We start from the raw sequence: 22660 nt of genomic DNA, 5'->3' as shown, positions 1-22660 counted from the left end.
TTTTATTTCATAGCTGAGTCCACTGCTTTCTTTCCACCGACAATCGGCAAGGTCAGACGGGTGCCATTTAAGTCAATCGTGAGTTGAGTTCCAGGCTGTGGATGTAGGGTAAATTCCTTATCACTGGAAAAGATCATTAAACCAATTTGCTGCCCGGCCGGAACGATTTGATCATCTGGCTGCAAATCAAAAGTGATGGTATAAAACTTTCCTGGTTCTAAGGGGTCACTTTCACTGATGGACTTGTGATTTTGCGGATCGGCCCAGCCTCTGGTGATAATATTGTCGTAGATCATGGCATCATCTGCATTGTTCCATGGCAATGATACGAGCCAGACTGAAAGGTTAGCTGCGGGTTTACTGCTGGCTAATTTAATGGTCACCTCACTCACTCCTGAAATGTGCAGGTCTTCTGTCAGCGTTGGACTCACATAAAGTAATCTGTTATCAGAATTACTGGCTTGCGCCAGCTCCGACCCACTGAAGTTGACATTGTCAGTCAATATTTCGGTGTCTTTCTTATTGCCCTTCTTTGTGCTCAACAGTCCCTGACTGTTGCCCCCTGGCTGAGGGTAGAATGTTACCTGGCTCGCTTGAGGATTTGGATAGTCAGCATAAGAAGTCGGGTTTTGTCGATCATCGCCCTCTCTGACAATCCAGGCTTTGGCATCATTTTCCACACCATTATCAATGCCGTGCAGGTACCTGGTAAACCATCTGTTCATTAAAGTCATTGGTGGCGGCCCACCATGACCTGCCTGGTGATAAAAAATTTGAACAGGCAAACCCATTTCCTTGGCCTTCATGGCAATACGGTAGCTATGTTCAGGCATTACATTCCAGTCATTGAAACCATGAGACATAAGCAAGGCGGCTTTCATGGGCTTCATATCATTGAGATAGTCGCGCCCCGCCCAGAAATCATTATAGTCTCCGGTAATTCGGTCCAGGTTGTTGGCCATTTCGGTATCGCGAATCTTTTCATTGCTATAAGCTCTTTTAGATTCATCACCGCTATGGATGAAATCATATAGCACGTCAATATCTTCACCCAGGTATCCGCCAGGGCTTCTCACCAGGCCATTTGAACGGTAATAGTGATAATAAGAGGTGTTAGGCGCAATGGGAATGATGGCTTTTAGCCCATCTACTCCGGTGGTAGCAGCGGCCAGGGGTAATGTACCATTGTAAGAAGTGCCTGTCATGCCGACTCTACCGGTTGACCAGTAGGCCATTACTTTTTCATTGCCGTCACGGCTGGTATAACCGTTGTCTTTTCCTGCCAACCACTCTATCACTGCTTTAGGTGCCAGCGACTCGTTATCTCCTCCAACGGTAGGTGAACCATCAGACAGCCCTGTGCCTGGTGAGGAAGAATGGACTACGATATAGCCCCTTGGCACCCAGGTTCTGATTTGTGAATTTGAAATAATCGGTCTTTCACCTCTTCGCTGTACTTCAACATGGGTACGAGGAGGAGGAGGAGCACCCAGTTCATGCTCCACATTCCAGAATAATCCTTTGGCCAGACCGGCTGTGCCTGCATAATATGGGCTGCTTTCATAGACTACAGGTAGTTTTAACCCTTCGGTTTCTGTTTGACGAGGTCGGGTAACATCAACATGCACTCTGTCCGGTTTGCCATCACCATCCGTATCAAACTCGGTTTCTACCCATAGGTCTTCACGTATCCATTCATCAGGATTGTTGAAAGCAGGGACAACCTGTGCCTCTCCATTTTCAAATATCGGTTTGGCTTCCTGTGCGTAGCATGACGAAAAAACAAATAGGATTAGACCTGAAAGAAGGAATAACTGATGACGCTTCATGAACTTGAGTTTAATGCAGGTCAACAAGTTAGAAAATTATGCTTTCTAATTCCTGGCTAATTCCATGAGCATGTCCTTGATCACAGATGCGATTAGCTCCGGTTGATCGATATGAATGCTATGCCCACTCTTTTTGGCTATGATCTGTTGGCTGTTGGTAGACAATTTCAAAAAGTCTTTTTGAAGTTGTCTGGAGTGATGCCTTAGCGCTTTACCACTCCAGTTTTCATCGCCCTCTGGTTTTTTCTTCTTAACTCCGGTGATAACGACCAAAGGAAGATCACCTAAATCATATTGATCGTAGTGTTCATACATTTCCTGAAATATTTCGGCCTCATAGGTGGAAGACTGTCCTTTAATATAGGTCCATGGACGTTCATTGTAAATCCAGTTGAACCTTTGCTGATCCTCCTGGCTGAACTTTTCTAACTGATCTCCAAAGTCTCGTTGTGCCTTAAAAGAAGCAATTTCCCTTTCAGAGTTTATGGAGCCGGTAGACACCTCGGGTACTTCTCTTTTGGCATTGAGGCGCATCTGTTTCCATTCCATAGTTTCACTCTCACGATTGAATATTTTTAAGACCACATCAGGATGTGTGGCATCTACGAATATTAAACCGGCTGTTTCACGCTTGTACTGAACAGCGAACTGATGGGCTAATATTCCGCCTAATGAATGGCCAACTACAATGTAAGGCCCTGATATGCCAGCCTCTTTAAGCATTTGATGGGAGTCATAAACCTGTTGTTTCAGAGAATTACCGTGACCATGTTCACTCCAGCCTTCTCCATTTTGATCAATGGCTATGGAATGAGCAAATTCAGCCACAAGAGGGAGAACAAGGTTCCAGTGTAAAGCGATGTCGCCAGCACCGTGAAAAAATATAACTGTAGGCCCATTCTTAGATTCTCCTGTTTCGAGGTAGTGCATCTTGTAACCACCCATTTCCACCATTTTACCTGGAGGAATTTGAATATTGGATTGTGCAACAAGTTGTCCGGATAGTAGTAGCGTGAGTAAAAAGTGTTTCATATATGTAATTGCTTACATAATGGATGAAAACCGGGATCATTTTGTTTGATGGGTACCAATAAAAAAGGGAGGTCTTTTGACCTCCCCTCCAACAAAGTTACCCCAATAATCAATTGTAAGTCTTTTTCAACTTGTCCCAATTGTCATTGGCTTTTTTAACCAAACCAGCATGGTTATTTTCTTTCAACCATAGTTGTTGTGCATCCAGCTCCAGGTTGTAGAGGTAAAGGAAGTATTTACCATCCTTCACGATAAATTTATTTGGATCTGGTCTGAACTTAGCACCGGCATATACACCGAAGGCACAGTATCCGCCATATTGAGGAAGATATTTGTCCGGGTTTTTGTCGAATTTCTGTTTTTGCTCTGCAGAGGTGAAGTAGTAAACTACTTTGTCGTGCTCTGATTTGAATTCTTTCAAACCTTTCTGTGCAAGACCTAAGTCCAGGTAGGAAACAGGAGAGTATCCTTCCAATGCAATGTTACTGTTGTCAATGTTAAAGGCTTTTTTGTCTTGAGCCAAAGCCAATTGGCTTACGAGTGTAAGGGCCATGAAGTACATGGCGATTCTTCTGATTGTTTTCATGATTTAATTATTCATTTGTTGATGTTTCACAATTGTCGCTGAGTGCGACTACCAGGAATACTACCACCGCATTGGCGATATAGTAGTACATGTCTATCCCCTCGAAGTGGAAGAGAAAAGGAGCCACCGCGAAGGTAGTGGCCGCCAATAGATCGATCAGCAGGTGACCATCGAATGGAATGGTATTGAGCAGACTGAACTTATAGGTGGTGTTCAGACTCACTACAATTACCGCCACTCCTGTAGCAACTGATAGCCACTTGGCCATGGCCGCACTTTCACCCAATCCCAGTAGAAAAGGACTGGAGATCAGCGCCACGGCAGCTGAATAGTCGATAATACCATGAACTGTGGGAGAAATAAATCTCAGTTTCATGATTAGGCTATTTTGGCGTCAAAGTAGGTTTCTTGTACTACCTCACCGGCATCGTTCCAGATTCTTCTGATGATCTCATGCCAAAGAATCTTTGAGTTATCCTTCATGTCGAAACTGAAAGTGAACTCTGAAGCTGAAGCATTACCATCGATGATGGTTCTGTGGTGAGTGATTCCATTGACCTGTGCAATGGCTCCTGTAAAGCCTTCCATTTTTTCCACCATCTGATCTTTAGTAGAAGTCTTCACCCCTCCGTAGTCAGAAGTGTCGGCAGTGGCTGCAAAGAATTGCTTTACTGCGTTTACGATATCGCCTTGCGATACCATTTCGTCCATTTTTCTTACTTGTTCTTTTATGTCCATGTGATTTTTTGTTTTGTCACAGGACAAAGGTGCAGGGTTGCAAGGGCTGAATACCTACAAAAAAAGCCCCATCAATTGGACTTTTTATTCAGGTATTGACTTGGGGTGAATTGTGTATAGTGTTTGAAGAACTGGCTGAAATGATTAGGCTCTTCGAAACCAAGAGAGAAGGCTACTTCGGTGATAGGCATTTGCTCCTCTAATAACCTCTTGGCTGTTTTAATGATCTGTTGTCTGATCAGTTGACCCAGGCTTATCTGTAGCTTTTCCTTTACCTGATGGCTGAGAGCCTTTACTGAAAGGTTCATCTTGTCGGCATAGAAGCCCAACTCCCTATGTTGAGTATGGAATTGGTGAAGTAAATCGAAGAGTTGTGTATTGAAAGCGTCTTCCTTTTCAATTCCGGACTGTTCAATGAATTCTCCCGGAGTCTTTGAGGTCTCTTTTTTGAACACCCGGTTGAAGTAAGCAGGGTCATTAAATCCATGGTCGTAGGCTATTTCCTTAATGCTCTTACCGGAAAAGACCAGGTCTTTCTGACTTTCTGTGAGTCGTTTTTTATTCAATAGCCTTTTAATGGTTAAACCGACCTTATCGGTCATAAGCCTGTGAGGGTTTAACCCATTCGACTCGAACAGCAGTTTAAAATCTGCCTGCTGTAATTGTTCCCTGTACTTCTCATCAATGAATTCCTTGATATCGAATATCAGGTGGTATTCTTCTGGTCGTGCATTGAAGGGGTTTTGCCAGAACCATTGCCTGGCCGAAACATCGATGATGTCTTTGGGTGCCCCAAATACAGATTCATTGAGGTAGCGCTGACAGTCGAGACAATCTTCAAAGTTGATGTAGCCCAGGCTGACCATGTGCTTAAAGAGCACTCTGACTTGTTTGTCTTTAAACTGAATTTCACTGGGGAAGTCAATTCTTCTCACTACGAAATCAGCAGCCATGAATTTGATGTACTGCCCTTTTTCCAGAAAGATGATTTTGTCTTCCCAGTCGAAATAATTTTTGAAATCTACCTGCAGTCCTCCTGTACCCTCCAGGATATGGAGCATACAATGGGTGTTAATGAAAATAACCTCATTGGCCTTCGGATGAATCTTCTGTACCATTTCATTTACAAAGTGAAAGGGTTTAATGCAGTTCTGTTGTCAGATAAGATACATTTTATTTAAATGCATCCAGCCGGGGAGTTACATTTTGTATACCGTAAGGAAGTACCAGAAGAAAGCGCCAATGCCAATAGATCCTATGAAAATAAGGGCAATCTGAATCCGCTCTTTTTTCTGCTGTTTTTTGAGTTTGGCTCGGAATGCTTCCATCTCTTCCGGACTGGCTTCTTTGAGTTTGATCGGACCTCCCGAAAAAGGGCCATTCTCTTTTCTCAGGTCTTTCAGGCTTTTCCTTTTACCCAGCAAAGATCGGTTGCCTTTAACCGACTTCTGCATTTCATTTCCAGGTCCATATCCAAATACCATAAGTCAATATAGTTTTTTAATGACAAAAGCACCGAATAGTGAGAAGCCTAAAACAATAAGCACTGTTTCCCATCCCATAAACTCCGGATACCAGCTTTCCCATACTTCCCATTGCCAGGCCGGGTCGGGAATGTGCTTCCAGATAAAGGTTAGTGGTAAGGAAAGAAGACCAATAAGTAATAGTCTTTTAGTGCCGGTTTCCTGAAGCTCCAGCATGATCCAGGACGCAACAAACGGGAAACCAAGGAAGATGATTCGTGTCATGTCGCCTCCGGCCAGCAAGCCAAAGGATAGGTAAAGTGCTGTATAAATTACCAGCAGGTTGCGGGTGTTGTCGTAGCGATTGGTTTTCCCATAGTGATGAATAGCCAGCCATAGGGCAGGACCAAAGGCCATGGACATGGCCGCCAGCCACCTCACTAATTCAAAAGGATGTGTCAATGCTTCTCTGGCGTGATAGGCTATAGTGATGATTGCATTTTTACCGCTTTCTGCCGGAGGGAAATAATGACTCGCAGCAATTTGTGCCATAATGGCTAATAAGACAGCCAACCCGATAAGAGGGAGCTTATAGTAGCCTTCCTGGGTTTTCTTATTGTGCCAGGCACCATAGACCAGTAGTATAATGGGCAGTGCCATAAATGACTCTTTCTGTAAAGTAGCCAAAGGGGCAAGCCATAATAGGTGAATGAATCTCCTTTCCAGAACCAGCCATAGAAACAGAGCCTGAAAAGCAAAAGTAGGCAGATCAACTGTAATGGGATCGAAAGCATTCAGGCGAATCATTCCTGTCCAGTGAAAAATGAGCCATATAAACCCGGCCCAGAACCATTTCAACTCGAAGCCTAACCTTCTCCATAGCAGAAAGAGTATAATAACAGCTGCTATACTGAAAACCAGGTTCAGCCAATGGAAGGCCTGAATAATTTCACCACTCACTACAGAAGCCAGCCATGGCACAAGAATACGCTGATGAAAAGGAGGCGGTACCTGGTAGTCATTTCGGTAACCCACAAAGTAATCGTAGCCATTGCGATAGTCATTACCATCAAATGAAGGCGCGAGATCATAAGTCAGGTGATCCTGATTTTGTTGATAATAGAAAAATGAGGCCAGGGTAATACCCAGAAAAATGAGGAGCCAGTAGCTTTTGATCCGCATAGGGTGAAAATACCAAGTTCATTTGAAATTTTGGCAGATGCAGACAAATGAGTTAATGATTGAAATGAATAATTGGGTCTCTGTCTTCTCTTTTAGCCAACTAAGCGCTTTTTTTGAATTATGATTGCAGTAGTACAACGGGTAAAGGAGTCTTCGGTGTCTATTGAAGGAGAGATCAAGTCGGCCATAGGGCAGGGGCTTATGATTTTACTGGGAATAGAGGAGGCCGATGGACCGGACGATATCGAATGGCTTAGTAGAAAGATAGCCAACATGCGTATTTTCGATGATGAGGAGGGGGTAATGAATAAGAGCCTCTTAGATATTGAAGGTGAGGCATTGGTCATCAGTCAGTTTACACTGCATGCCAGCACAAAGAAGGGCAACAGGCCTTCTTACATTAAAGCCGCCAAACCAGATATAGCTATTCCTTTGTATGAAGGGTTTAAGCAGCAACTGGCAAACGATTTGTCAAAAGATGTGGGTTCTGGTGAGTTTGGAGCAGATATGAAAGTATCTTTAATTAATGATGGCCCGGTGACTATTATCATCGACACAAAAGACAAGAAATAAATGAGTATAGAAGAGAAAGGGATTACCGCTTTACAGCAGGAGGTAGATCAGTGGATCAAGGATTTTGGAGTTCGTTACTTCAATGAGCTCACCAACATGGCTCAATTGAGTGAGGAGGTGGGTGAGGTGGCCAGAATTATAGCCCGCAGGTACGGTGAACAGTCTGAAAAGGAATCAGACAAGTCGAAAGATCTGGGGGAAGAGTTGGCAGATGTACTGTTTGTAGTGGTGTGTCTGGCCAATCAGACAGGTACTGATTTGCAGGCAGCATGGGAAAAAAGAATGGAGAAGAAGACTTCCAGAGACAAGGACAGACACAAAAACAATGAGAAGTTGCAAGGCTGATTTCTGTGTAATAGCTGACAATTCAGAATTGAAAAACAAAAAGGGGAGGAAACTATAAGGGTAGTAAAAATCGTTAAGCTCACATTCAACTAAAAATTAATAACACTGGTCATGTTAATACTTGAAATCATCGGTATCCTTATTCTGGGGTTCATTTTACTTAATGTAATTCTCTATTTTTTAGAACCCAGTCTCATTGCCATTACCTTCTCGCTGGTATTGAGGCTATTTTTCAGGAACCCGCCAATGGTGGATATGGAGAAGCATTTTCCGGCCCACCAACTCTTAAAAGATAACTGGAAGCTTATTCAGGAAGAGTTGCTGGAAGTACTAAGAGATGAACAGAGTATTCCCAAATTCCATGAGGTCGATAAGATTCAGCGCTTTATCAATGACGGAGATAAGTCGCCATGGAGGGTCTTTATGTTTAAGGCCTATGACAACTGGCAGGAGAAGAACTGCGCCAAAGCACCTAAGACGACTGAGTTGCTGAAACAGATTCCCGGGATTACTACAGCCATGTTTTCTATTCTGGGGCCGCAAAAGCATATTCCACCCCACAATGGTTTCTATAAAGGCGTTTATCGTTACCATTTAGGTCTTATTATTCCGAAAGATGGAGAGTGCTACATTGTGAACGGAGGTAAGCGATATGACTGGAAAGAGGGGGAAGGAGTACTGTTCGATGATACCTTCAAGCATGCGGTGTGGAATAAAACAGACGAAACCAGAGTAGTGCTTTTCTGCGATGTGTTCAGAACCGACTTGCCCAAAGTATTCCAGCCACTTAACCGTTGGGTATATGGTTTGAGAGAAAAGAGTCAGCGATTGAAAAAGGTATTGAAGAATGCCGAAGTACAAGTGGATCTCAAGCCACAGGCGGGATAGATTGTGAATTGTTGGTTAATTAGTTGAGGCGAATTATTTCGAGGGATAAACTCTAAGTCTCATGTGTACCGCTATGAGCAAACGGATTACTTCGTCATAATTAATTGCTACGCATTAATTTTTCCTGGTAATAACGGTTCGGCCTTAAAGGAGGGTTATCAGTAATTGTATTGTGTTCAGTGTTCTTATTGCCCGTTGCAGTGGGTTAAACCACTAACTCCCCATTCTTCAACTTTGGCACCACGTCAAACTCATTTAATCTGGAGCAATATTCGATGTCTTTCAGTACACCGAATTTAGAAAGTCTTTGGGCGTGGTTACTTCTGCTGATGAAGTAATAAGGGTCGCCTTTCATGGATTGGTAAAGGTAGAGTGCTGCAGTTGCAGCATCTGATTCAAATTCAGCTTGTTTCTTAAGTCCATCGCAAACCGCACCGGCAAATAAGCTGTCTTCAAGGTTGTACTTACCCTTCCACCCAGCACAGAAAAGCAAAATATCTCTACTGCTTTTGGAGAGGTGCTTTACTACAGCATTCAGGTTTAAGAAAGCACCAATAATCACTTCAGCGGCCTCTTTTGAAAGGTCGAGCGCACGGGTACCATTGGTGGTAGTAGTAGCAATCTTCTTTCCTTTCAAACTTTTATCCATATAGTCGAAAGGAGAGTTGCCTAATTGAAACTGTGGAAGTTTTTCTCCATTCCTTTCACCTGCCATCACGTAACCCTGAAGGCCTAATGCTTCACATTCCTCAACAGTGGCTACAGGAGTAACACTGGCAACACCAGAGCCTAAACCGGCAACCATACAAGAAGTAGCACGAAGCACATCAATCACCACCACTGTCTTATCAGTTACATCGAATTGATGAATCAGTTCGGGGGTGTAGCAAATGTCAATTTTCATTTTGGCGATTCTATTGTCAAAAGACAATCTCAGAGGTGTACTTAACGTCACCCTGAGCTTGCCTCAGGGCCTCTGTGACCTTGAAAGCAAGTGAGGAGTTAAGATTCCTTTGAGATTGCCTCTATTTCTTTTTTTGATAAATCCTTACCTCCAGATAGAGGTTCTGGATCTTTATTTTTGGACGAAAGGCAGCTTAACTACCTCCGCTTTTAGTCTTCTGTTTCTTACAGCCACGAGGATCTCGGTACCTGCTTTGCCGTATCCTTTCTTAACATAACCCAAGCCAATGCCATATCCCAAAGTAGGAGACATGGTGCCAGAGGTTACCTCTCCGATGACTTCCTCTTCGGTATTCATTAGCTCATAATGACCCCTTGGAATACCTTTGTCAATCATTTTGAAAGCAACCAGTTTGGTATCAACACCTTCCTCTTTTTGTTGTTGAATGGCTTTGCTATTGGTAAACTCTTTAGTGAATTTGGTTACCCAACCTAATCCTGCTGCAATAGGAGATGTCTCGTCAGTAATGTCGTTACCGTAGAGGCAATATCCCATTTCTAATCTCAAAGTATCTCTTGCTCCAAGACCAATTGGTTTAATGTCAAATTCGGTACCGGCTTCGAATATTTGTTTCCAAACAGACTCAGCGTGGTCATTGTGAAGATAGATTTCAAAACCTCCTGCTCCGGTATAACCGGTGGCCGAGATGATCACGTGTTCAACACCAGCCATTGGCCCAACTACAAAGTTGTAGAACTTGATGGCTGAAAGGTCTACGGTTGTCAGCTTTTGAAGTGCTTCAACGGCTTTAGGCCCCTGAACCGCAAATAGTGAATGTGAGTCTGAAACATCCTTCATGGTCACCCCTTTAGTATTGAATTGACTGATCCAGTTCCAGTCTTTTTCAATATTTGAGGCGTTCACTACCAACATGTATTTGTTCTCATTGAAACGGTATACCAGCAGGTCATCAACAATACCACCATCCTTATTAGGCAGGTAAGAATATTGAGCCTGTCCGTCTACCAGCTTAGAGGCATCATTACTGGTTACTCTTTGGATTAAATCCAGTGCATCGGGACCTTCCAGTACAAATTCACCCATGTGTGAAACATCGAACACGCCTACACCATTTCTAACGGTGTTATGTTCTTCAATATCAGATGAATACCTGACAGGCATGTTATATCCTGCAAAGGGCACCATTTTAGCACCCAGGCTTTCGTGAAGGTCGTTTAATGCTACTTTTTTTAATTCCATTTCTGTTCTCGTTTTGCTCGACAAAAGTAAGCATTGAGGTAGAAAAATATCATCCCACGGACATTTATTCTCAACTAGGTCAGTCACTATGCAACTCTTGCGAAAGGAACTGCGTCTTTGGTTTGTCAAACCAAAAACAGGTCAAACTCATGTTCAAGAATTTTTTAAAGGTTACTGTACGAAGTCTGCTCAAAAGTAAGGTCTTCGTATTCATTAACATCATTGGTTTAGGTCTGGCATTAGCCTGCTGTATCATTGCTTTCCTAAACTATCAATTCGCAACTACCTTCGATCGGCAACACGAAAATCTGGATGAATTATATCAGATTTCGGTTAGAATTGATCAGAATGGTTCTCAGGTTCCCTACGGTTTCATACCAATGCCTTTGGGGCCATTAGTTAAGACAGAAATACCCGGAGTCGATAAGGTCAGCCGGCTCGAAAGGTCCTGGGTGACCATTAAGCGGGAGAACAATGTATTCAACAGAAGCATGGCCTTTGTTGATGAAGATTTTCTCGATATGTTCTCTTTCCCTGTCATTCATGGTAATGCCGATAGTTACAAGGAACTGTCTTCTGTACTCATTTCGGATAGAACAGCCATTGCTTTATTTGGTAAAGAGAATGCGGTGGGAGAAACCATTGAAATCGTGCTATCCGGCAAGCCCAACCTTCTCTTTACTGTAGGAGGTGTTTTTGAAGAACCGGGTTTAAAAAGCTCATTGCAGTTTCAGTTGATTGCTGATTTCGAAAATTACTATCGCAACTTTAATGTGCAGAAAACGGATTGGAGACAATTTGCTGACGGACTGTTCATTCAGAGCAAAGACCCCTCAATCATGCAGACGGCTCCTGAGTTGTTGAAGAAATATGCTCCTGTTCAGGCTGAAGTAAGGAAGGATCTTGCTGCCAGCGGATTCTGGATTCAGAAAATGGAAGATGTAGCTTTCAATCAGAGGGATTACAATGGTACCAACCTGGGGAATGAGGCTTTACACCCTGCCCATATTCTGGCACCTAACATCATGGCTATATTGATTCTACTGCTGGCCTGTTTCAACTTCACCAATACTGCCATTGCCATGTCTAACAAACGCCTGAAAGAAATAGGAGTAAGAAAGACGGTAGGTGGTTCGAGAGCCCAGCTGGCCTTTCAATTCCTGGGAGAAAACTTAGTACTGTGCCTTCTGGCTTTGGTGATGGGCTTTGTGTTTTCGCTGTGGTTAGTGCCGAAATACAATGGCATGTGGCCGAATGTAAATGTGCAGGTTACGCTGCTTGATAACCCTGGAATGATCATCTTTCTGGTAGGTACACTTTTACTTACCGCCCTTTTGGCCGGAGGTTATCCAGCCATTTTCGTTAGTAAATATCGTCCTGTGGCTATCCTTCGGGGTACGTTAAAGGTTGGGTCATCTAGTATCTTGTCGAAAATATTATTGGGCTTTCAGATGCTTATTTCAGTAATGGCACTGGTCTTTGGCTTTACCTTCCTGCAAAACTCTAATTATCAGGATAGCCTGGATTTGGGCTACGATAAGGAAGGCTTGTTAATGGTTCAGGTAGATAATTCCAATGAAGCAGAAAGATTCCGTGCAGCCATACAGACCAATCCCATGATCAAAGAAGTGAGTCTGACCAATGGTCATATTGGTTGGAACACTTATGAAGGAACGGTAAAGACGGAGAATGATGAAGGGCTGGTAGATATGATGAATATCGGTCTGAATTATATTGAGACTATGGGCTTACAGGTGATTGAGGGAAGGTCATTTACTGCCGATAATCAGGAGTCAGATCAGCAAAACAGTGTAGTGATCAATGAGAAGATGGCTGCGAGATTTGGCTGGCAAAACCCTGTGGGTCAGCAAATCACTATGAATGATACGCTGAGGTATACAGTAGTGGGTATGGTGAAAGACTTCTACACTTTCGGACTTTGGGTACCAATCGATCCGATGATGCTTCGTCTAAAAGATGACAGCGAGTTGAATATGGTGATTGCCAAAGTTGATGAGGCTCAGGTGGGTGCCGGTTTCGATTATCTTGAAACTACCTGGGGAGAGTTGATTCCTGATAGATTGTCACAGGTTTACATGCATGAAAACATTGTGCTCGGTGAAGCCCGTGACGTAAATAAGAATATCGTGCAGATGTTTCTCTTCCTGGCTGCCATAGCTGTGGTGCTCTCTGCCATTGGTTTGTTTACGCTTGTATCCATTAACATTCAGAGCAGAACCAAAGAAATCGGTATCAGAAAAGTGCTGGGGGCCTCAGTGGCCAGAATTACCACTTTGATCAATCAACCCTTCTTAATTATCGTGGCTATCGCTTCCATACTGGGAGGAGGAACCGGTATTTATGTGGCTGGTCTGTTGATGAGTAGCATCTGGACTTACCATGTGACTCCGGGCTTTGTCAGTGCTATGATTCCGATTCTGGTGATCTTGTTGATTGCCTTGTTATCTATTTCGAGTAAGGTGATCAGTGCTGCCAGAAGAAATCCGGTAGAGTCTTTAAGGTACGAATAGCAAGATTCGCATAAGAAGGCTCAATAAAATCTTAAAAGAGCCCCTGAACCTGTTTCAGGGGCTCTTTAGGTTAAAAGATGCTGGAATAAATTCAGCATAATATTTTTTGTTCGCTATTGAGATCACCTTAGTGTAACCCGATACTTCATGATTGAGTATTCAACCTTGAAACTAAAAACTCAAACCATGAAAAAGATCATCACCCTGGCCCTGTCGTTGGCCGCTATTGCTTTCATTACTTTTTCCTTTAGCCATAAAGATGTCGAAGAGGCAGAAGCTGTAGAAGAAGTCAAAGAGCTCGTGTACAACGCTTACATCAATGGAGCTTTTAATGAACTGAATGCTGATGCTATGCGAAAGGGCTTCCATGAAGATTTTGCTATTTACTCACCTAAGGGGGAGGCCATAAGCAAGTACCCTATCGCCAACTGGGTAGATGGAGTAGCTAAGCGAAAGGCCGGCAACTACGATCCGAAAGACCCTAAAAACAAATGGGATCATAAGTTTGCCCATGTAGATGTGACCGGTCATGCGGCTCAGGTGAAGGTTGAACTTTATAACCAGGACAAGCATGTCTACACCGATTACTTAAGCCTGCTAAAATTTGACAGTGGATGGAGAATTGTGGCTAAGGTTTACATGCAGCACTAAGATGCTTTTATCTCACCTCTCAGTAGGTGAGATAATCTTCCTAAAATAGCTCTAATTGTTCAGGCAATAGCCTGAATGATTTTCTATGATAGGGAGTCACTCCCAATTGCCTTATCGCCTCTCTGTGTTTCAGAGTAGGATAGCCGGCATTGCTTTCCCATCCATAGCCAGGATACTGTTGAGCCAATGTTTTCATCAGCCTGTCGCGATGGGTTTTGGCTAAAATAGAAGCTGCGGCAATGCTCATATAAATTCCATCGCCTTTGATAATACACTCATGGGGAATGCCCTCATAGGGTTTAAATCTGTTGCCATCGATGAGAAGTAATTCCGGTTGAATACTCAGGTCTTTCACAGACAGATGCATGGCTAGGTATGAGGCATTCAGTATGTTGATCTCATCAATCTGGGTATGACTCACTTCCTGTACAGAATAGGCAAGGGCTTCCTTTTTGATAACCCCTTCAAGACTTTCCAATTCCTTTTTCTTTAGTTTTTTGGAATCGTTCAGCAACTCATTGCTGTAATCAGGAGGGAGGATCACTGCGGCTGCTACTACCGGACCGGCAAGTGGGCCTCGACCAGCTTCGTCACAACCAGCTTCAATTAAACCTTCTTTAAAAAATGGCTTTAGCATAGGGTATTAAACATAGTGAATGCGTCATGAACTTGAAAGCTTTCTCTATTTTTGAGCCATGAGCAAGGAAGAGAATCCATGGAAAACATTGAGTGGAAAACTGGTCTATGAGAACCCGTGGATCAGGTTAGATGAGTTTCAGGTGATTAACCCCTCCGGCAATCCCGGAATATATGGTAAAGTGTCTTTCAAAGGACGCGCAGTGGGTATTATTCCTGTTGATGAAGAAGGCAATACCTGGTTGGTTGGTCAATATCGCTACACGCTCGATGAGTATAGCTGGGAGATACCTATGGGGGCAGTACCCTTCAATGAGACGTATGAAGAGGGTGCTTTGAGAGAATTGAAAGAAGAGAGTGGCCTGTCCGCTAAGAAGCTCGACTTCCTTTGTAAGATTCATACTTCCAATTCTGTGACAGATGAAGTAGGAATGGTTTACGTAGCCACGGAACTAACTGAGGGTGAAACAGAGTTTGACGATACTGAGGATATCCAGGTGAAGAAACTACCTTTTGCAGAAGCTTTGGAATGGGTGATGGATGGAAGAATTACAGATAGCCTCAGTGTAGGAGGTATATTGAAATTAGCCCGCTTAAAGGGCCTTTAATGGGATCAGAACTTTTATCATATAGAAATCACTTTGGAAAGACTTTTCACCTGGCCTATCCGGTCATGTTAAGTCAGCTAGGGCATATACTCGTAGGTATTGTCGATAGTATTATGGTAGGTCAGTTAGGGCCGACTGAACTGGCGGCATCTTCGTTTGCCAACAACTTTCTGGCTGTCTTTATGATGTTCGGTATAGGAGTCACTTATGGCGTTACGCCAATGGTGGCTCAGGCCGATGGCAAGAAAGACCATAGTAAGATCACCAGATTGCTTCGTCATGGTATTATACTGAGTATTATAGCTGGTGCCTTATTGGTACTGTTGATGTATGTACTGACCCTGTTCTTCCCTTATATGCGTCAACCGGAAATAGTAATAGATCTGGGAAAACCTTATTTCTTCATCATTGCCTCATCGCTTTTTCCATTGATCGTGTTTCAGGGATTTCGTCAGTTTGCTGAAGGAATGTCCATCACAAAACCAACCATGTTCATAACCATTCTGGCGAATGGTCTGAATGTATTGCTAAACTACCTGTTGATCTATGGTAAGCTGGGTTTTCCGGAACTTGGACTAAACGGGGCGGGTTGGGCAACTTTGGTTTCAAGAATTGTGATGGCCATTGCAATGATCTGGTTTGTTCGAAACTATAGTCGATTTAAGGAATACAGAAGTGGATTTTCACTGAAGCATTTTAAAGCGGACTTCTTCAAGCCCATGCTAAAGATTGGTATTCCTACGGGCGGACAGTTTGTCTTTGAAGTAGGAGCCTTTGCCATGGCGGCCATTATGATGGGCTGGTTGGGGACAGTTCCATTGGCCGCTCACCAGATTGCCATTAGTCTGGTGTCATTAAGCTATATGATGGCATCTGGTATTTCAGCAGCTTCTACCGTCAGGGTGGGCAATCAACTGGGTAAAGAAGATTACCCTAATCTAAAGAGGGCAGGGAATACCAGCTACATTATGGTGCTCATCTTTATGGCTTGTTGTTCGGCTATTTATATTCTCTTCAGCAATTTCTTTCCCACCATTTATGTGGATGAGCAGGAAGTAATTGGTATTGCTTCCTCTCTGATTATCATTGCGGGACTGTTTCAGCTTTCCGATGGTGTACAGGTTGTTGGTTTGGGTTGTCTGAGAGGAATGTCTGATGTTCGCGTTCCTACTATCATCACCCTGGTTTCCTATTGGGGACTGGCTATTCCTACGAGTTATGTTTTTGGTTTTGTGCTGGATCTTGGCCCCCAGGGAATATGGTATGGTTTGTTGATCGGTCTTACTGTAGCTGCCATAACTTTGTATATTCGTTTTAATCAGCTGGCTAGCCATAAAATCAAATCAGACGCTGCGTGATGCAACTTTCTGAGATAGGTGTAGTCTTTGAATCGTAAAGTTTAATACCATGAGAAAATATTCAATCATCTTAATACTTAGTTTATTCGTTTCACTGGCCTGGTCACAGACCAAAGAAACCCGTGATGTCGGCAACTTCGATTTTATTGCCATGAATATCTCAGGCAAGGTCTATTTAACTCAAGGAGATAAGAATGAAGTGATTGTAGAGGCTGATCGTGATGACCTGGAGAAAATTCGCACAGAGGTCAGAGGAGGAAGGCTCTCTATTTCTACCCGAAATGAGAGAAGGTGGTTCAGTTGGGGCGATGGCCTGGACGGCCGGGTGAATATTTATATTACGGTGAAGGAGTTACGAGGCGTAAGTGTCAGCGGTTCAGGTGATGTAATCAGTCAAAATGTGATTAAGGGAGATGATTTCGAAACGTCAATTTCCGGTTCTGGTGATATTGAAATAGAACTTGATGTAAGAAGAGTAGAATCTAAAATAACCGGTTCAGGAAATATTGAACTCAAAGGATCAGCTCAAAGAGCCCGACTGGGTATCAGTGGTTCAGGAAAATACTTTGCAGAGGAATTGAAGGTAGATGATTATCAGGTGAGCATTTCAGGATCAGGGAGAGCGTCAATCAACACCAATGGTGAACTCGATGTGAGAATCTCAGGAAGTGGAAGTGTCTACTATTCAGGAGACCCCACAGGGGTTAATACCAATGTTTCCGGCTCCGGCAGAGTGAGAAGAAATAACTAGGCTACAAGTTTATTGACAAACCTTTTATAGCCTTCAATCATCAGATATTGACCCAGTAAGTAGGTAATCATAATGGCTGGCCCGTTCATTTGAAATTCTCCTACAAACTTATTGACTGCCAATAAAGAGTCACTGGCTACAAAGCTGCAGGCACCCAGCATCACAAACCAGAAGCTTTCGCTATCTGATTTCTTCCAGCGCTTTCTCGCGGTAATGGCCATCAGGCAAATGATTACTGTGTACACAAGGGCCGGTATGTACATTTCTCCCAGTCCGTTTTTAATCACAGAGAAGATGGCCAATCCATAAATGACGAAGATGATATCCTGCCACTGAGGCTTTAGACCCTTCTCCATTACGTTCTTGGCGCTCATGTTAATGATGATATAAACCACGTGCGCAATCAGAAAACTAACCAATCCACTCAAAAAGAACAGCTCATTTTCTCCCTGGAACATTAGTAGCGTATCTCCCATAAAGGAAAAGAAAAGCGCTATGGTGATGTATCGGTTGAGTGGAGAGGCTGAGGTGGTACCCACAAAGTAGAAAATCAAAGCAGGCATAAGCAATGGCTTGGTTACCATGTCCATTGTACTGTTCCCGGTTGTTAAGGCAATGATGTGTACAAATGAGAGCAGAATGAATGGAAGTAGCTTCTTGGAAAAAATCATAAGTCCCGAATGGTAAAAAGTTTGCTTCCCCAATTTAAGCCGAAAATTAAAAACAGAAAGCCAAGGAAAGCCAGAGCTGCACAGGTCAGAAAGGCATTCCGAATGTTTTCAATTTCATTACTGTAGATAAATCCCGAAATCAAAGCCCCTAAGCCTATGCCTATTTCCAAGGCAATATACATAGTGGCCAAGCCTTTCCCCCTGGCCTTGTCATGACTTAAATCGATTGTCCATGCATAGATGGTGGGTGTATTCAGTCCTACCGCTACACCGAATGACACCGCACTGATCATGAGCATGGTTTGGGAATGGGAAAAGGCGATCAGTAAATCTGATATAACTATCGCAATAGCCGCCCATTTAAGCACAATTACTCTTCCGTACTTGTCTGAAGCTTTTCCGGCAAGGATTCTTATAAGCAGGGATGCAAAAACAAAGATGGTGAAGAATATGCCCTTTTCGCCTCCGTCAAAGCCCAGGTCTACCGTTAAGTCAGGTGTTAGAGTCAGTGCCGCCCCGAATGAAAAAGAAGTCAGTAAAAAGAGTACAGAAGGGTTGAATACACGGGGTTCAAAAATGTCTGACTTATTAATTTTTAAAAGTTTCCAGCTGAATCGCTGCTTCTCTTGCAGGGTCTCTTTCATCCCTATCAGGATAAGCACAGATAATAAAGCAAGGGTAGAGGATGTATAGAACATCACATCCAGCCCAAACCATTCTGTGATTTTAGGCCCGAAGCTTGGTCCTGCTGCCATGCCCAGGCTGCCAAACAGACCGGAATAGCCCATCGCTTCACCTCTTCTGTGAATCGGAACAATATCGGCAATATAGGCTGATGTCCCTGTGGGTTTAAAGCCTGTTGAAAAGCCATGCAGAAATCTCAGTAGCAGAAAAGCCCATACAGTGCCCAGCATGGGATATAAAAAACCGACAATAAAACAGACTCCTGCTCCGAAGATCATCACCGGAATCCTGCCAACAGTATCGGAGAGCTTACCGCTAAAGGGACGTGATAATCCTGCAGTGACGGTAAACAATGAAATAACCAGGCCCTTGAGTTCCCCTCCTCCCAAGGAAGTGAGGTAATCATAGAGGTCTGGCACAATCATATTGAAGCTCGAGAAAAATAAGAACGAGCTAAGGCAGAGCAAAACGAATTGTAAAGAGAAAATCGTTTTTTGCTCTGCCATCAGTTATAACTGCATTAAGTAAGCTTTGATAAAATCATCCAGATCACCATCCAGCACATTCTGAACATCGGTTCTTTCTACTCCGGTACGGTTGTCTTTGATGAGCTTGTAGGGATGTAGTACATAGTTTCTGATTTGCGAACCGAAGTCTACGCGCATCTTTTCACCTTCGACCTTATCGCGCTCAGCATTTCGTTTCTCCATCTCAATCTGATAGAGGCGAGACTTTAAAAGGGCCATGGCTCTTTCCTTATTGTCTAGCTGAGAACGAGTTTCGGTGTTTTCTATAACGATACCTGTAGGTGCGTGCTTAAGCCGAACACCGGTTTCCACTTTGTTTACGTTCTGACCACCGGCACCTCCGGAACGGAATGTATCCCAGGTAATATCAGATGGGTTGACTTCAATTTCAATGGTGTCGTCTATAACAGGGTAAGAAAACACAGAGGCGAATGAGGTATGTCTTCTTCCTCCAGAGTCGAAGGGAGAAATACGTACCAGCCGGTGTACTCCAGACTCTGACTTCAGCTGACCATAGGCAAAGTCTCCTTCAAACTCGAGTGTACAGGATTTGAGGCCTGCTACTTCACCAGGTTGGTAGTTGACTTGTTTTACCTTCATGCCGCTTTTCTCACCCCACATGATGTACATGCGCATAAGTATTTCGGCCCAGTCATTACTTTCTGTTCCTCCGGCACCAGGGTTGATTTCTATGATCGCGTTGAGTTGATCTTCCTCTCCGCTCAGCATTTTCTTGAATTCGATTTCTTCGAGAACTTCCTGGGCGTTTTGGTAAGCCGCTTCAATATCAGCAGCATCGCCTTCACCCATTTCGAAAAACTCATACAGGGTTTCCAGGTCGTCTACAGCCTCTTTGGCTTTCTCAAAACTGTCGGTCCATACTTTTTTAGCACGGATAGCCTTGAGCGTTTTTTCCGCTTCTTTGGGGTCGTTCCAGAAATCAGGTTGAGCTGTTACCAGCTCCTCTTCCTCTACTTCTTGTTTCTTGACATCGTAGTCAAAGATACCTCCTCAAGGCCGAGATGCGAGCCTTCAAATCTTTTAATTGATCTGCGTTCATGGTGGTTAAAATTTAGAAGCTGCAAAGGTGGGGATTTGAATTAAGAATTCTAAGTGTTCAATTGTGATTTCTCAGACGAAGTGAATGCATTGTAATTATAGCTGCTCACTTTCATTGAGTAAGTTTTTTATTTCTGACCATTTACTGCCGCTCAACATTGTTTTGAACTCTGGGTGTTTGAGTATATCGAATCTGTTTTTCCATTCTCTCCAAATGAGTACTTTAAGTATTTGCACGGTTAAATTTTCATAGCTGGTGTTTCTGGTTTGAGCCAGCTTTAATGCTGCCGAAAAGAGCTGATCATTAGTAATTGCTCCATGAGCTTTGATTGCTTTTCGGAGAAGTACTACCGCAGAGTCAGCTTTTCCATTAAAGTATAGCTGTTCAAAGTTGTGATAGTTGGTTTGGGCTAACTGGTCGAGACTGTCTACTTCTTCACTATCGGGGATACTGTAATCAATACCATGATATAGAGCATATACCTCAACCGGTTCGTATAGTCCTAACGCTATTCTTCGCTTATTCACCTCTGCCACGTTTTTTATAGGGTATGGGCTTAGTTCTCCCATACTGGCTCCAAAGGTTTGTTTTTGCCACGTTTCCCGAGCTATTCTGTCATTCAACTCAGCATAGTGATTTGGGTCTGCATCGCCTTCTTTCATTGCCTTTTGTATTAAGGCCAGGCACTTTTTCTTAAAGAAGACATTAGGATGGTGTTGGGCGATAGACCAGGCTATTTTAGCACCATCTTCTCCAACGAGTCGATTTCCAGGCCATCCATAAATTGTAACTATGCTATCTAACTTCCTTCTATTGGTTTGCCATCGGGTTTCTACTGGTTCGAACAGTCTGTCATAATCTTTCAAAGTGGCTGTACTATCCAGCTTGGAAACTTCGTATTCATAAGTTGAAAGGGCTTTTTGATCTTCAGCCCATAGCATTTGCAGCTCTTTGAAGAGTGCTGGATTTTTAATGTTAGATAAATATTCATTTTGTCTGTTTTCGACCTTTGAAATTACTTGCTCCCACTTTGGACTACTCTTGAGCGAAGAGAACTCAGGCATGTTCTCGAGCAATTCAACATCTCTAAGTCCATACTCTATGGCCCTGTCTATCGACAGAAAAGCTTTTTCTACAGACTCACTTTCTGCATAGACTATCGCACAGACAAAGTAGTTTTCCCAATTCTTTTTTGGCATTTGCTCAGTGGCATTAAATACCAGGTCGGCTGACCTTTGGTTTCTGTCTTTATTGAAGGTCTTATAGGCAATAATCAGTTGACTTGCCCACTCAGGGTTTTGATAGAAAGGCTCTTCTTTGTTTAGTTCGCAGCTGTTTGTCGAAAGGAAAATTGATGCAATAAGAAATGCGATTAGGCTGCTTTTTTGTATGAGACTGTTGTTTAATAACATTCTTGAAATTTTGACTATTTGCCAAAATAGGCCATTCCCAAATAGAAAAAATAGAATGGAATTAGCCTCTCTCAGATTTTAGCCAATTCTTTAGGCAGATGGCCGGTGGTTGCCTTAAAAACTCTGGTGAAATGGCTGTGGTCCGCAAAACCACAAGCATATGCCGTTTCGGTTAACGAGAGGTTGGTTGATCGCAATAGTGTAATGGCCTGTTTCACCTTAAGCTTCCTCATGTACTCCCCGAAAGTACAGTGGAAATATCGCTTGAAGTGTTTAGATATTGTAATGGGGTGCACCTGTGTCTCTTGGGCGAGATCATGGAGCGAGATGTTTTCGTTCCATCGGTCATTGAGTACCTCTTCAACTGTTTTTATCCATTCTGGTAAATAGGTGTTGAGCTCCTTTTCATTTGAACTTTGAATGAAAGAGAGAAGGATTGATTCAATTGAGCTTTTAGCTTGCTCATCATTAATAGCAGCTTCTTTCAAAAGTTTTAAAAAGATCAACTGTGAATCCTCACAGTTTTGAACTGCTGCTTCAATATCAGCCTCCCGGTAATCGTATTTCTTGAGGAATTTATCTTCAAGCTCTAACCCTATATGTATCGAAGGAAATACTTTGTATTCATTCTTATGGACTTCATGGGCGTGGTAGAAGTTGACACAACCTGTGGTTCGCTGAATTTCCTTCCCCTTTCTTTTTTCCAGATTCCCTCCATAGAGAACCATGCTTATCATTGGTCTTTCATGAAGATGCCAGGTGCCGGTTTTTTCCGGGTTATCATATTTAGTGTGACCAATTAGAAAATCGCCAAAGTCATAGGTTTGATACCTGGGAGCGAGATAGTGACCTCTTTTAAGCGTATGGATTTGATGGGTCAAAATATAATTGAATGGGGTTGGGTTACTTCGAACGATAAAATCATAAACATGTTTATCATAAAGCTTCTACCATAAAATTCTATCTAACTG

At 43.1% G+C, this 22660-nt stretch carries 24 protein-coding genes; 8 read left to right on the top strand and 16 right to left on the bottom strand.

The window, feature by feature from the left end:
• Nucleotides 1-2 precede the first annotated feature (2 nt).
• From ACOOEY_RS06315 to ACOOEY_RS06280, 8 genes are all read right to left on the bottom strand, one after another.
• Entirely contained in the window at nt 3-1829 is a 1827-nt protein-coding gene (locus ACOOEY_RS06315; protein WP_420387833.1) for a Xaa-Pro dipeptidyl-peptidase, read from the bottom strand.
• 45 nt (nt 1830-1874) lie between these two features.
• Nucleotides 1875-2861, bottom strand: coding sequence for an alpha/beta hydrolase (locus tag ACOOEY_RS06310; protein ID WP_420387832.1), 987 nt, complete (start codon nt 2859-2861; stop codon nt 1875-1877).
• Between the two features lie 109 nt (nt 2862-2970).
• Complete coding sequence (locus tag ACOOEY_RS06305; RefSeq protein WP_420387831.1) at nt 2971-3447, bottom strand: YHS domain-containing (seleno)protein; 477 nt, start codon at nt 3445-3447, stop codon at nt 2971-2973.
• A gap of 7 nt (nt 3448-3454) precedes the next feature.
• The gene (locus ACOOEY_RS06300) at nt 3455-3823 is read right to left on the bottom strand and encodes an SPW repeat domain-containing protein (RefSeq protein WP_420387830.1); all 369 of its coding nucleotides are present in this window, start codon (nt 3821-3823) and stop codon (nt 3455-3457) included.
• Between the two features lie 2 nt (nt 3824-3825).
• Nucleotides 3826-4185: a hypothetical protein gene (locus tag ACOOEY_RS06295; protein WP_420387829.1), complete on the bottom strand. Its 360-nt coding sequence runs from the start codon at nt 4183-4185 to the stop codon at nt 3826-3828.
• 71 nt (nt 4186-4256) lie between these two features.
• Nucleotides 4257-5303, bottom strand: coding sequence for a helix-turn-helix domain-containing protein (locus ACOOEY_RS06290; protein WP_420387828.1), 1047 nt, complete (start codon nt 5301-5303; stop codon nt 4257-4259).
• Between the two features lie 81 nt (nt 5304-5384).
• Nucleotides 5385-5669: a hypothetical protein gene (locus ACOOEY_RS06285; RefSeq protein WP_420387827.1), complete on the bottom strand. Its 285-nt coding sequence runs from the start codon at nt 5667-5669 to the stop codon at nt 5385-5387.
• A 3-nt stretch (nt 5670-5672) separates the two neighbouring features.
• A complete protein-coding gene (locus ACOOEY_RS06280; RefSeq protein WP_420387826.1) occupies nt 5673-6830 on the bottom strand; it encodes a hypothetical protein in 1158 nt (385 codons plus the stop codon).
• Between the two features lie 120 nt (nt 6831-6950).
• On the opposite strand from ACOOEY_RS06280, the gene dtd reads away from it, so the two are divergent.
• The 3 genes from dtd (at nt 6951) to ACOOEY_RS06265 (ending at nt 8636) form a co-directional block, all read left to right on the top strand.
• Nucleotides 6951-7403: a D-aminoacyl-tRNA deacylase gene (gene dtd / locus ACOOEY_RS06275; RefSeq protein ID WP_420387825.1), complete on the top strand. Its 453-nt coding sequence runs from the start codon at nt 6951-6953 to the stop codon at nt 7401-7403.
• Complete coding sequence (locus tag ACOOEY_RS06270; RefSeq protein WP_420387824.1) at nt 7404-7748, top strand: nucleotide pyrophosphohydrolase; 345 nt, start codon at nt 7404-7406, stop codon at nt 7746-7748.
• Between the two features lie 111 nt (nt 7749-7859).
• On the top strand, nt 7860-8636 hold the full coding sequence (locus ACOOEY_RS06265) for an aspartyl/asparaginyl beta-hydroxylase domain-containing protein (RefSeq protein ID WP_420387823.1): 777 nt from the start codon (nt 7860-7862) through the stop codon (nt 8634-8636).
• Between the two features lie 205 nt (nt 8637-8841).
• Here ACOOEY_RS06265 and ACOOEY_RS06260 read toward each other — a convergent pair whose 3' ends face one another.
• Nucleotides 8842-9540 carry a 2-phosphosulfolactate phosphatase gene (locus ACOOEY_RS06260; RefSeq protein WP_420387822.1) on the bottom strand — a complete coding sequence of 233 codons (699 nt, stop codon included), beginning with the start codon at nt 9538-9540 and terminating at the stop codon, nt 8842-8844.
• A 171-nt stretch (nt 9541-9711) separates the two neighbouring features.
• Nucleotides 9712-10800: a glycine cleavage system aminomethyltransferase GcvT gene (gene gcvT, locus ACOOEY_RS06255; RefSeq protein ID WP_420387821.1), complete on the bottom strand. Its 1089-nt coding sequence runs from the start codon at nt 10798-10800 to the stop codon at nt 9712-9714.
• A gap of 149 nt (nt 10801-10949) precedes the next feature.
• Between gcvT and ACOOEY_RS06250 the strand changes: the two genes are divergently transcribed.
• Nucleotides 10950-13331 carry an ABC transporter permease gene (locus ACOOEY_RS06250; protein WP_420387820.1) on the top strand — a complete coding sequence of 794 codons (2382 nt, stop codon included), beginning with the start codon at nt 10950-10952 and terminating at the stop codon, nt 13329-13331.
• A 186-nt stretch (nt 13332-13517) separates the two neighbouring features.
• Entirely contained in the window at nt 13518-13982 is a 465-nt protein-coding gene (locus ACOOEY_RS06245) for a nuclear transport factor 2 family protein (RefSeq protein ID WP_420387819.1), read from the top strand.
• Between the two features lie 40 nt (nt 13983-14022).
• On the opposite strand, the gene ACOOEY_RS06240 is transcribed toward ACOOEY_RS06245, so the two are convergent.
• The gene (locus ACOOEY_RS06240; RefSeq protein WP_420387818.1) at nt 14023-14619 is read right to left on the bottom strand and encodes a ribonuclease HII; all 597 of its coding nucleotides are present in this window, start codon (nt 14617-14619) and stop codon (nt 14023-14025) included.
• A gap of 58 nt (nt 14620-14677) precedes the next feature.
• Between ACOOEY_RS06240 and ACOOEY_RS06235 the strand changes: the two genes are divergently transcribed.
• Genes ACOOEY_RS06235 through ACOOEY_RS06225 form a run of 3 tightly spaced genes read left to right on the top strand, consistent with a single transcriptional unit; the run spans nt 14678 to nt 17335 of the window.
• Nucleotides 14678-15226 (top strand): NUDIX domain-containing protein, encoded by a 549-nt coding sequence (locus ACOOEY_RS06235; protein ID WP_420387817.1) that lies wholly within the window; start codon nt 14678-14680, stop codon nt 15224-15226.
• Entirely contained in the window at nt 15226-16584 is a 1359-nt protein-coding gene (locus tag ACOOEY_RS06230) for an MATE family efflux transporter (RefSeq protein WP_420387816.1), read from the top strand. Before ACOOEY_RS06235 ends, ACOOEY_RS06230 begins: the two co-directional genes overlap by 1 nt.
• A gap of 49 nt (nt 16585-16633) precedes the next feature.
• A complete protein-coding gene (locus ACOOEY_RS06225; protein ID WP_420387815.1) occupies nt 16634-17335 on the top strand; it encodes a head GIN domain-containing protein in 702 nt (233 codons plus the stop codon).
• Here ACOOEY_RS06225 and ACOOEY_RS06220 read toward each other — a convergent pair.
• The 5 genes from ACOOEY_RS06220 to ACOOEY_RS06200 all read right to left on the bottom strand — a co-directional run bounded on the left by ACOOEY_RS06220 (nt 17332) and on the right by ACOOEY_RS06200 (nt 22570).
• Nucleotides 17332-18006: a lysoplasmalogenase gene (locus ACOOEY_RS06220; protein WP_420387814.1), complete on the bottom strand. Its 675-nt coding sequence runs from the start codon at nt 18004-18006 to the stop codon at nt 17332-17334. The two genes, ACOOEY_RS06225 and ACOOEY_RS06220, sit on opposite strands and share 4 nt — an antisense overlap.
• A complete protein-coding gene (locus ACOOEY_RS06215) occupies nt 18003-19196 on the bottom strand; it encodes an MFS transporter (protein WP_420387813.1) in 1194 nt (397 codons plus the stop codon). The genes ACOOEY_RS06220 and ACOOEY_RS06215 overlap by 4 nt, the downstream gene beginning before the upstream one ends.
• A 3-nt stretch (nt 19197-19199) precedes the next feature.
• Nucleotides 19200-20277, bottom strand: a protein-coding gene (prfB, locus tag ACOOEY_RS06210) for a peptide chain release factor 2 (RefSeq protein WP_420387812.1) whose coding sequence is annotated in 2 segments (ribosomal slippage) — nt 19200-20216 and nt 20218-20277 — 1077 coding nt in all. Because the reading frame shifts where the segments join, the coding sequence is not laid out codon by codon here.
• Between the two features lie 95 nt (nt 20278-20372).
• Nucleotides 20373-21689: a DUF6624 domain-containing protein gene (locus tag ACOOEY_RS06205; protein ID WP_420387811.1), complete on the bottom strand. Its 1317-nt coding sequence runs from the start codon at nt 21687-21689 to the stop codon at nt 20373-20375.
• A gap of 71 nt (nt 21690-21760) precedes the next feature.
• The gene (locus ACOOEY_RS06200) at nt 21761-22570 is read right to left on the bottom strand and encodes a helix-turn-helix transcriptional regulator (RefSeq protein ID WP_420387810.1); all 810 of its coding nucleotides are present in this window, start codon (nt 22568-22570) and stop codon (nt 21761-21763) included.
• Nucleotides 22571-22660 lie beyond the last annotated feature (90 nt).

It is taken from the genome of Roseivirga sp., from assembly GCF_965216855.1.
Classification (GTDB): Bacteria; Bacteroidota; Bacteroidia; order Cytophagales; family Cyclobacteriaceae; genus Roseivirga.
Note: the sequence above shows the minus strand (reverse complement) of the source record. Positions and strands in the feature narration are given on the sequence as shown.

Excerpts from the sequence above, each read along its gene's own strand:
- ACOOEY_RS06315 (WP_420387833.1), bottom strand. The coding sequence starts at position 1,829 with ATGAAGCGTCATCAGTTATTCCTTCTTTCAGGTCTAATCCTATTTGTT.
- ACOOEY_RS06310 (WP_420387832.1), bottom strand. The coding sequence starts at position 2,861 with ATGAAACACTTTTTACTCACGCTACTACTATCCGGACAACTTGTTGCA.
- ACOOEY_RS06305 (WP_420387831.1), bottom strand. The coding sequence starts at position 3,447 with ATGAAAACAATCAGAAGAATCGCCATGTACTTCATGGCCCTTACACTC.
- ACOOEY_RS06300 (WP_420387830.1), bottom strand. The coding sequence starts at position 3,823 with ATGAAACTGAGATTTATTTCTCCCACAGTTCATGGTATTATCGACTAT.
- ACOOEY_RS06295 (WP_420387829.1), bottom strand. The coding sequence starts at position 4,185 with ATGGACATAAAAGAACAAGTAAGAAAAATGGACGAAATGGTATCGCAA.
- ACOOEY_RS06290 (WP_420387828.1), bottom strand. The coding sequence starts at position 5,303 with ATGGTACAGAAGATTCATCCGAAGGCCAATGAGGTTATTTTCATTAAC.
- ACOOEY_RS06285 (WP_420387827.1), bottom strand. The coding sequence starts at position 5,669 with ATGGTATTTGGATATGGACCTGGAAATGAAATGCAGAAGTCGGTTAAA.
- ACOOEY_RS06280 (WP_420387826.1), bottom strand. The coding sequence starts at position 6,830 with ATGCGGATCAAAAGCTACTGGCTCCTCATTTTTCTGGGTATTACCCTG.
- dtd (WP_420387825.1), top strand. The coding sequence starts at position 6,951 with ATGATTGCAGTAGTACAACGGGTAAAGGAGTCTTCGGTGTCTATTGAA.
- ACOOEY_RS06270 (WP_420387824.1), top strand. The coding sequence starts at position 7,404 with ATGAGTATAGAAGAGAAAGGGATTACCGCTTTACAGCAGGAGGTAGAT.
- ACOOEY_RS06265 (WP_420387823.1), top strand. The coding sequence starts at position 7,860 with ATGTTAATACTTGAAATCATCGGTATCCTTATTCTGGGGTTCATTTTA.
- ACOOEY_RS06260 (WP_420387822.1), bottom strand. The coding sequence starts at position 9,540 with ATGAAAATTGACATTTGCTACACCCCCGAACTGATTCATCAATTCGAT.
- gcvT (WP_420387821.1), bottom strand. The coding sequence starts at position 10,800 with ATGGAATTAAAAAAAGTAGCATTAAACGACCTTCACGAAAGCCTGGGT.
- ACOOEY_RS06250 (WP_420387820.1), top strand. The coding sequence starts at position 10,950 with ATGTTCAAGAATTTTTTAAAGGTTACTGTACGAAGTCTGCTCAAAAGT.
- ACOOEY_RS06245 (WP_420387819.1), top strand. The coding sequence starts at position 13,518 with ATGAAAAAGATCATCACCCTGGCCCTGTCGTTGGCCGCTATTGCTTTC.
- ACOOEY_RS06240 (WP_420387818.1), bottom strand. The coding sequence starts at position 14,619 with ATGCTAAAGCCATTTTTTAAAGAAGGTTTAATTGAAGCTGGTTGTGAC.
- ACOOEY_RS06235 (WP_420387817.1), top strand. The coding sequence starts at position 14,678 with ATGAGCAAGGAAGAGAATCCATGGAAAACATTGAGTGGAAAACTGGTC.
- ACOOEY_RS06230 (WP_420387816.1), top strand. The coding sequence starts at position 15,226 with ATGGGATCAGAACTTTTATCATATAGAAATCACTTTGGAAAGACTTTT.
- ACOOEY_RS06225 (WP_420387815.1), top strand. The coding sequence starts at position 16,634 with ATGAGAAAATATTCAATCATCTTAATACTTAGTTTATTCGTTTCACTG.
- ACOOEY_RS06220 (WP_420387814.1), bottom strand. The coding sequence starts at position 18,006 with ATGATTTTTTCCAAGAAGCTACTTCCATTCATTCTGCTCTCATTTGTA.
- ACOOEY_RS06215 (WP_420387813.1), bottom strand. The coding sequence starts at position 19,196 with ATGGCAGAGCAAAAAACGATTTTCTCTTTACAATTCGTTTTGCTCTGC.
- ACOOEY_RS06205 (WP_420387811.1), bottom strand. The coding sequence starts at position 21,689 with ATGTTATTAAACAACAGTCTCATACAAAAAAGCAGCCTAATCGCATTT.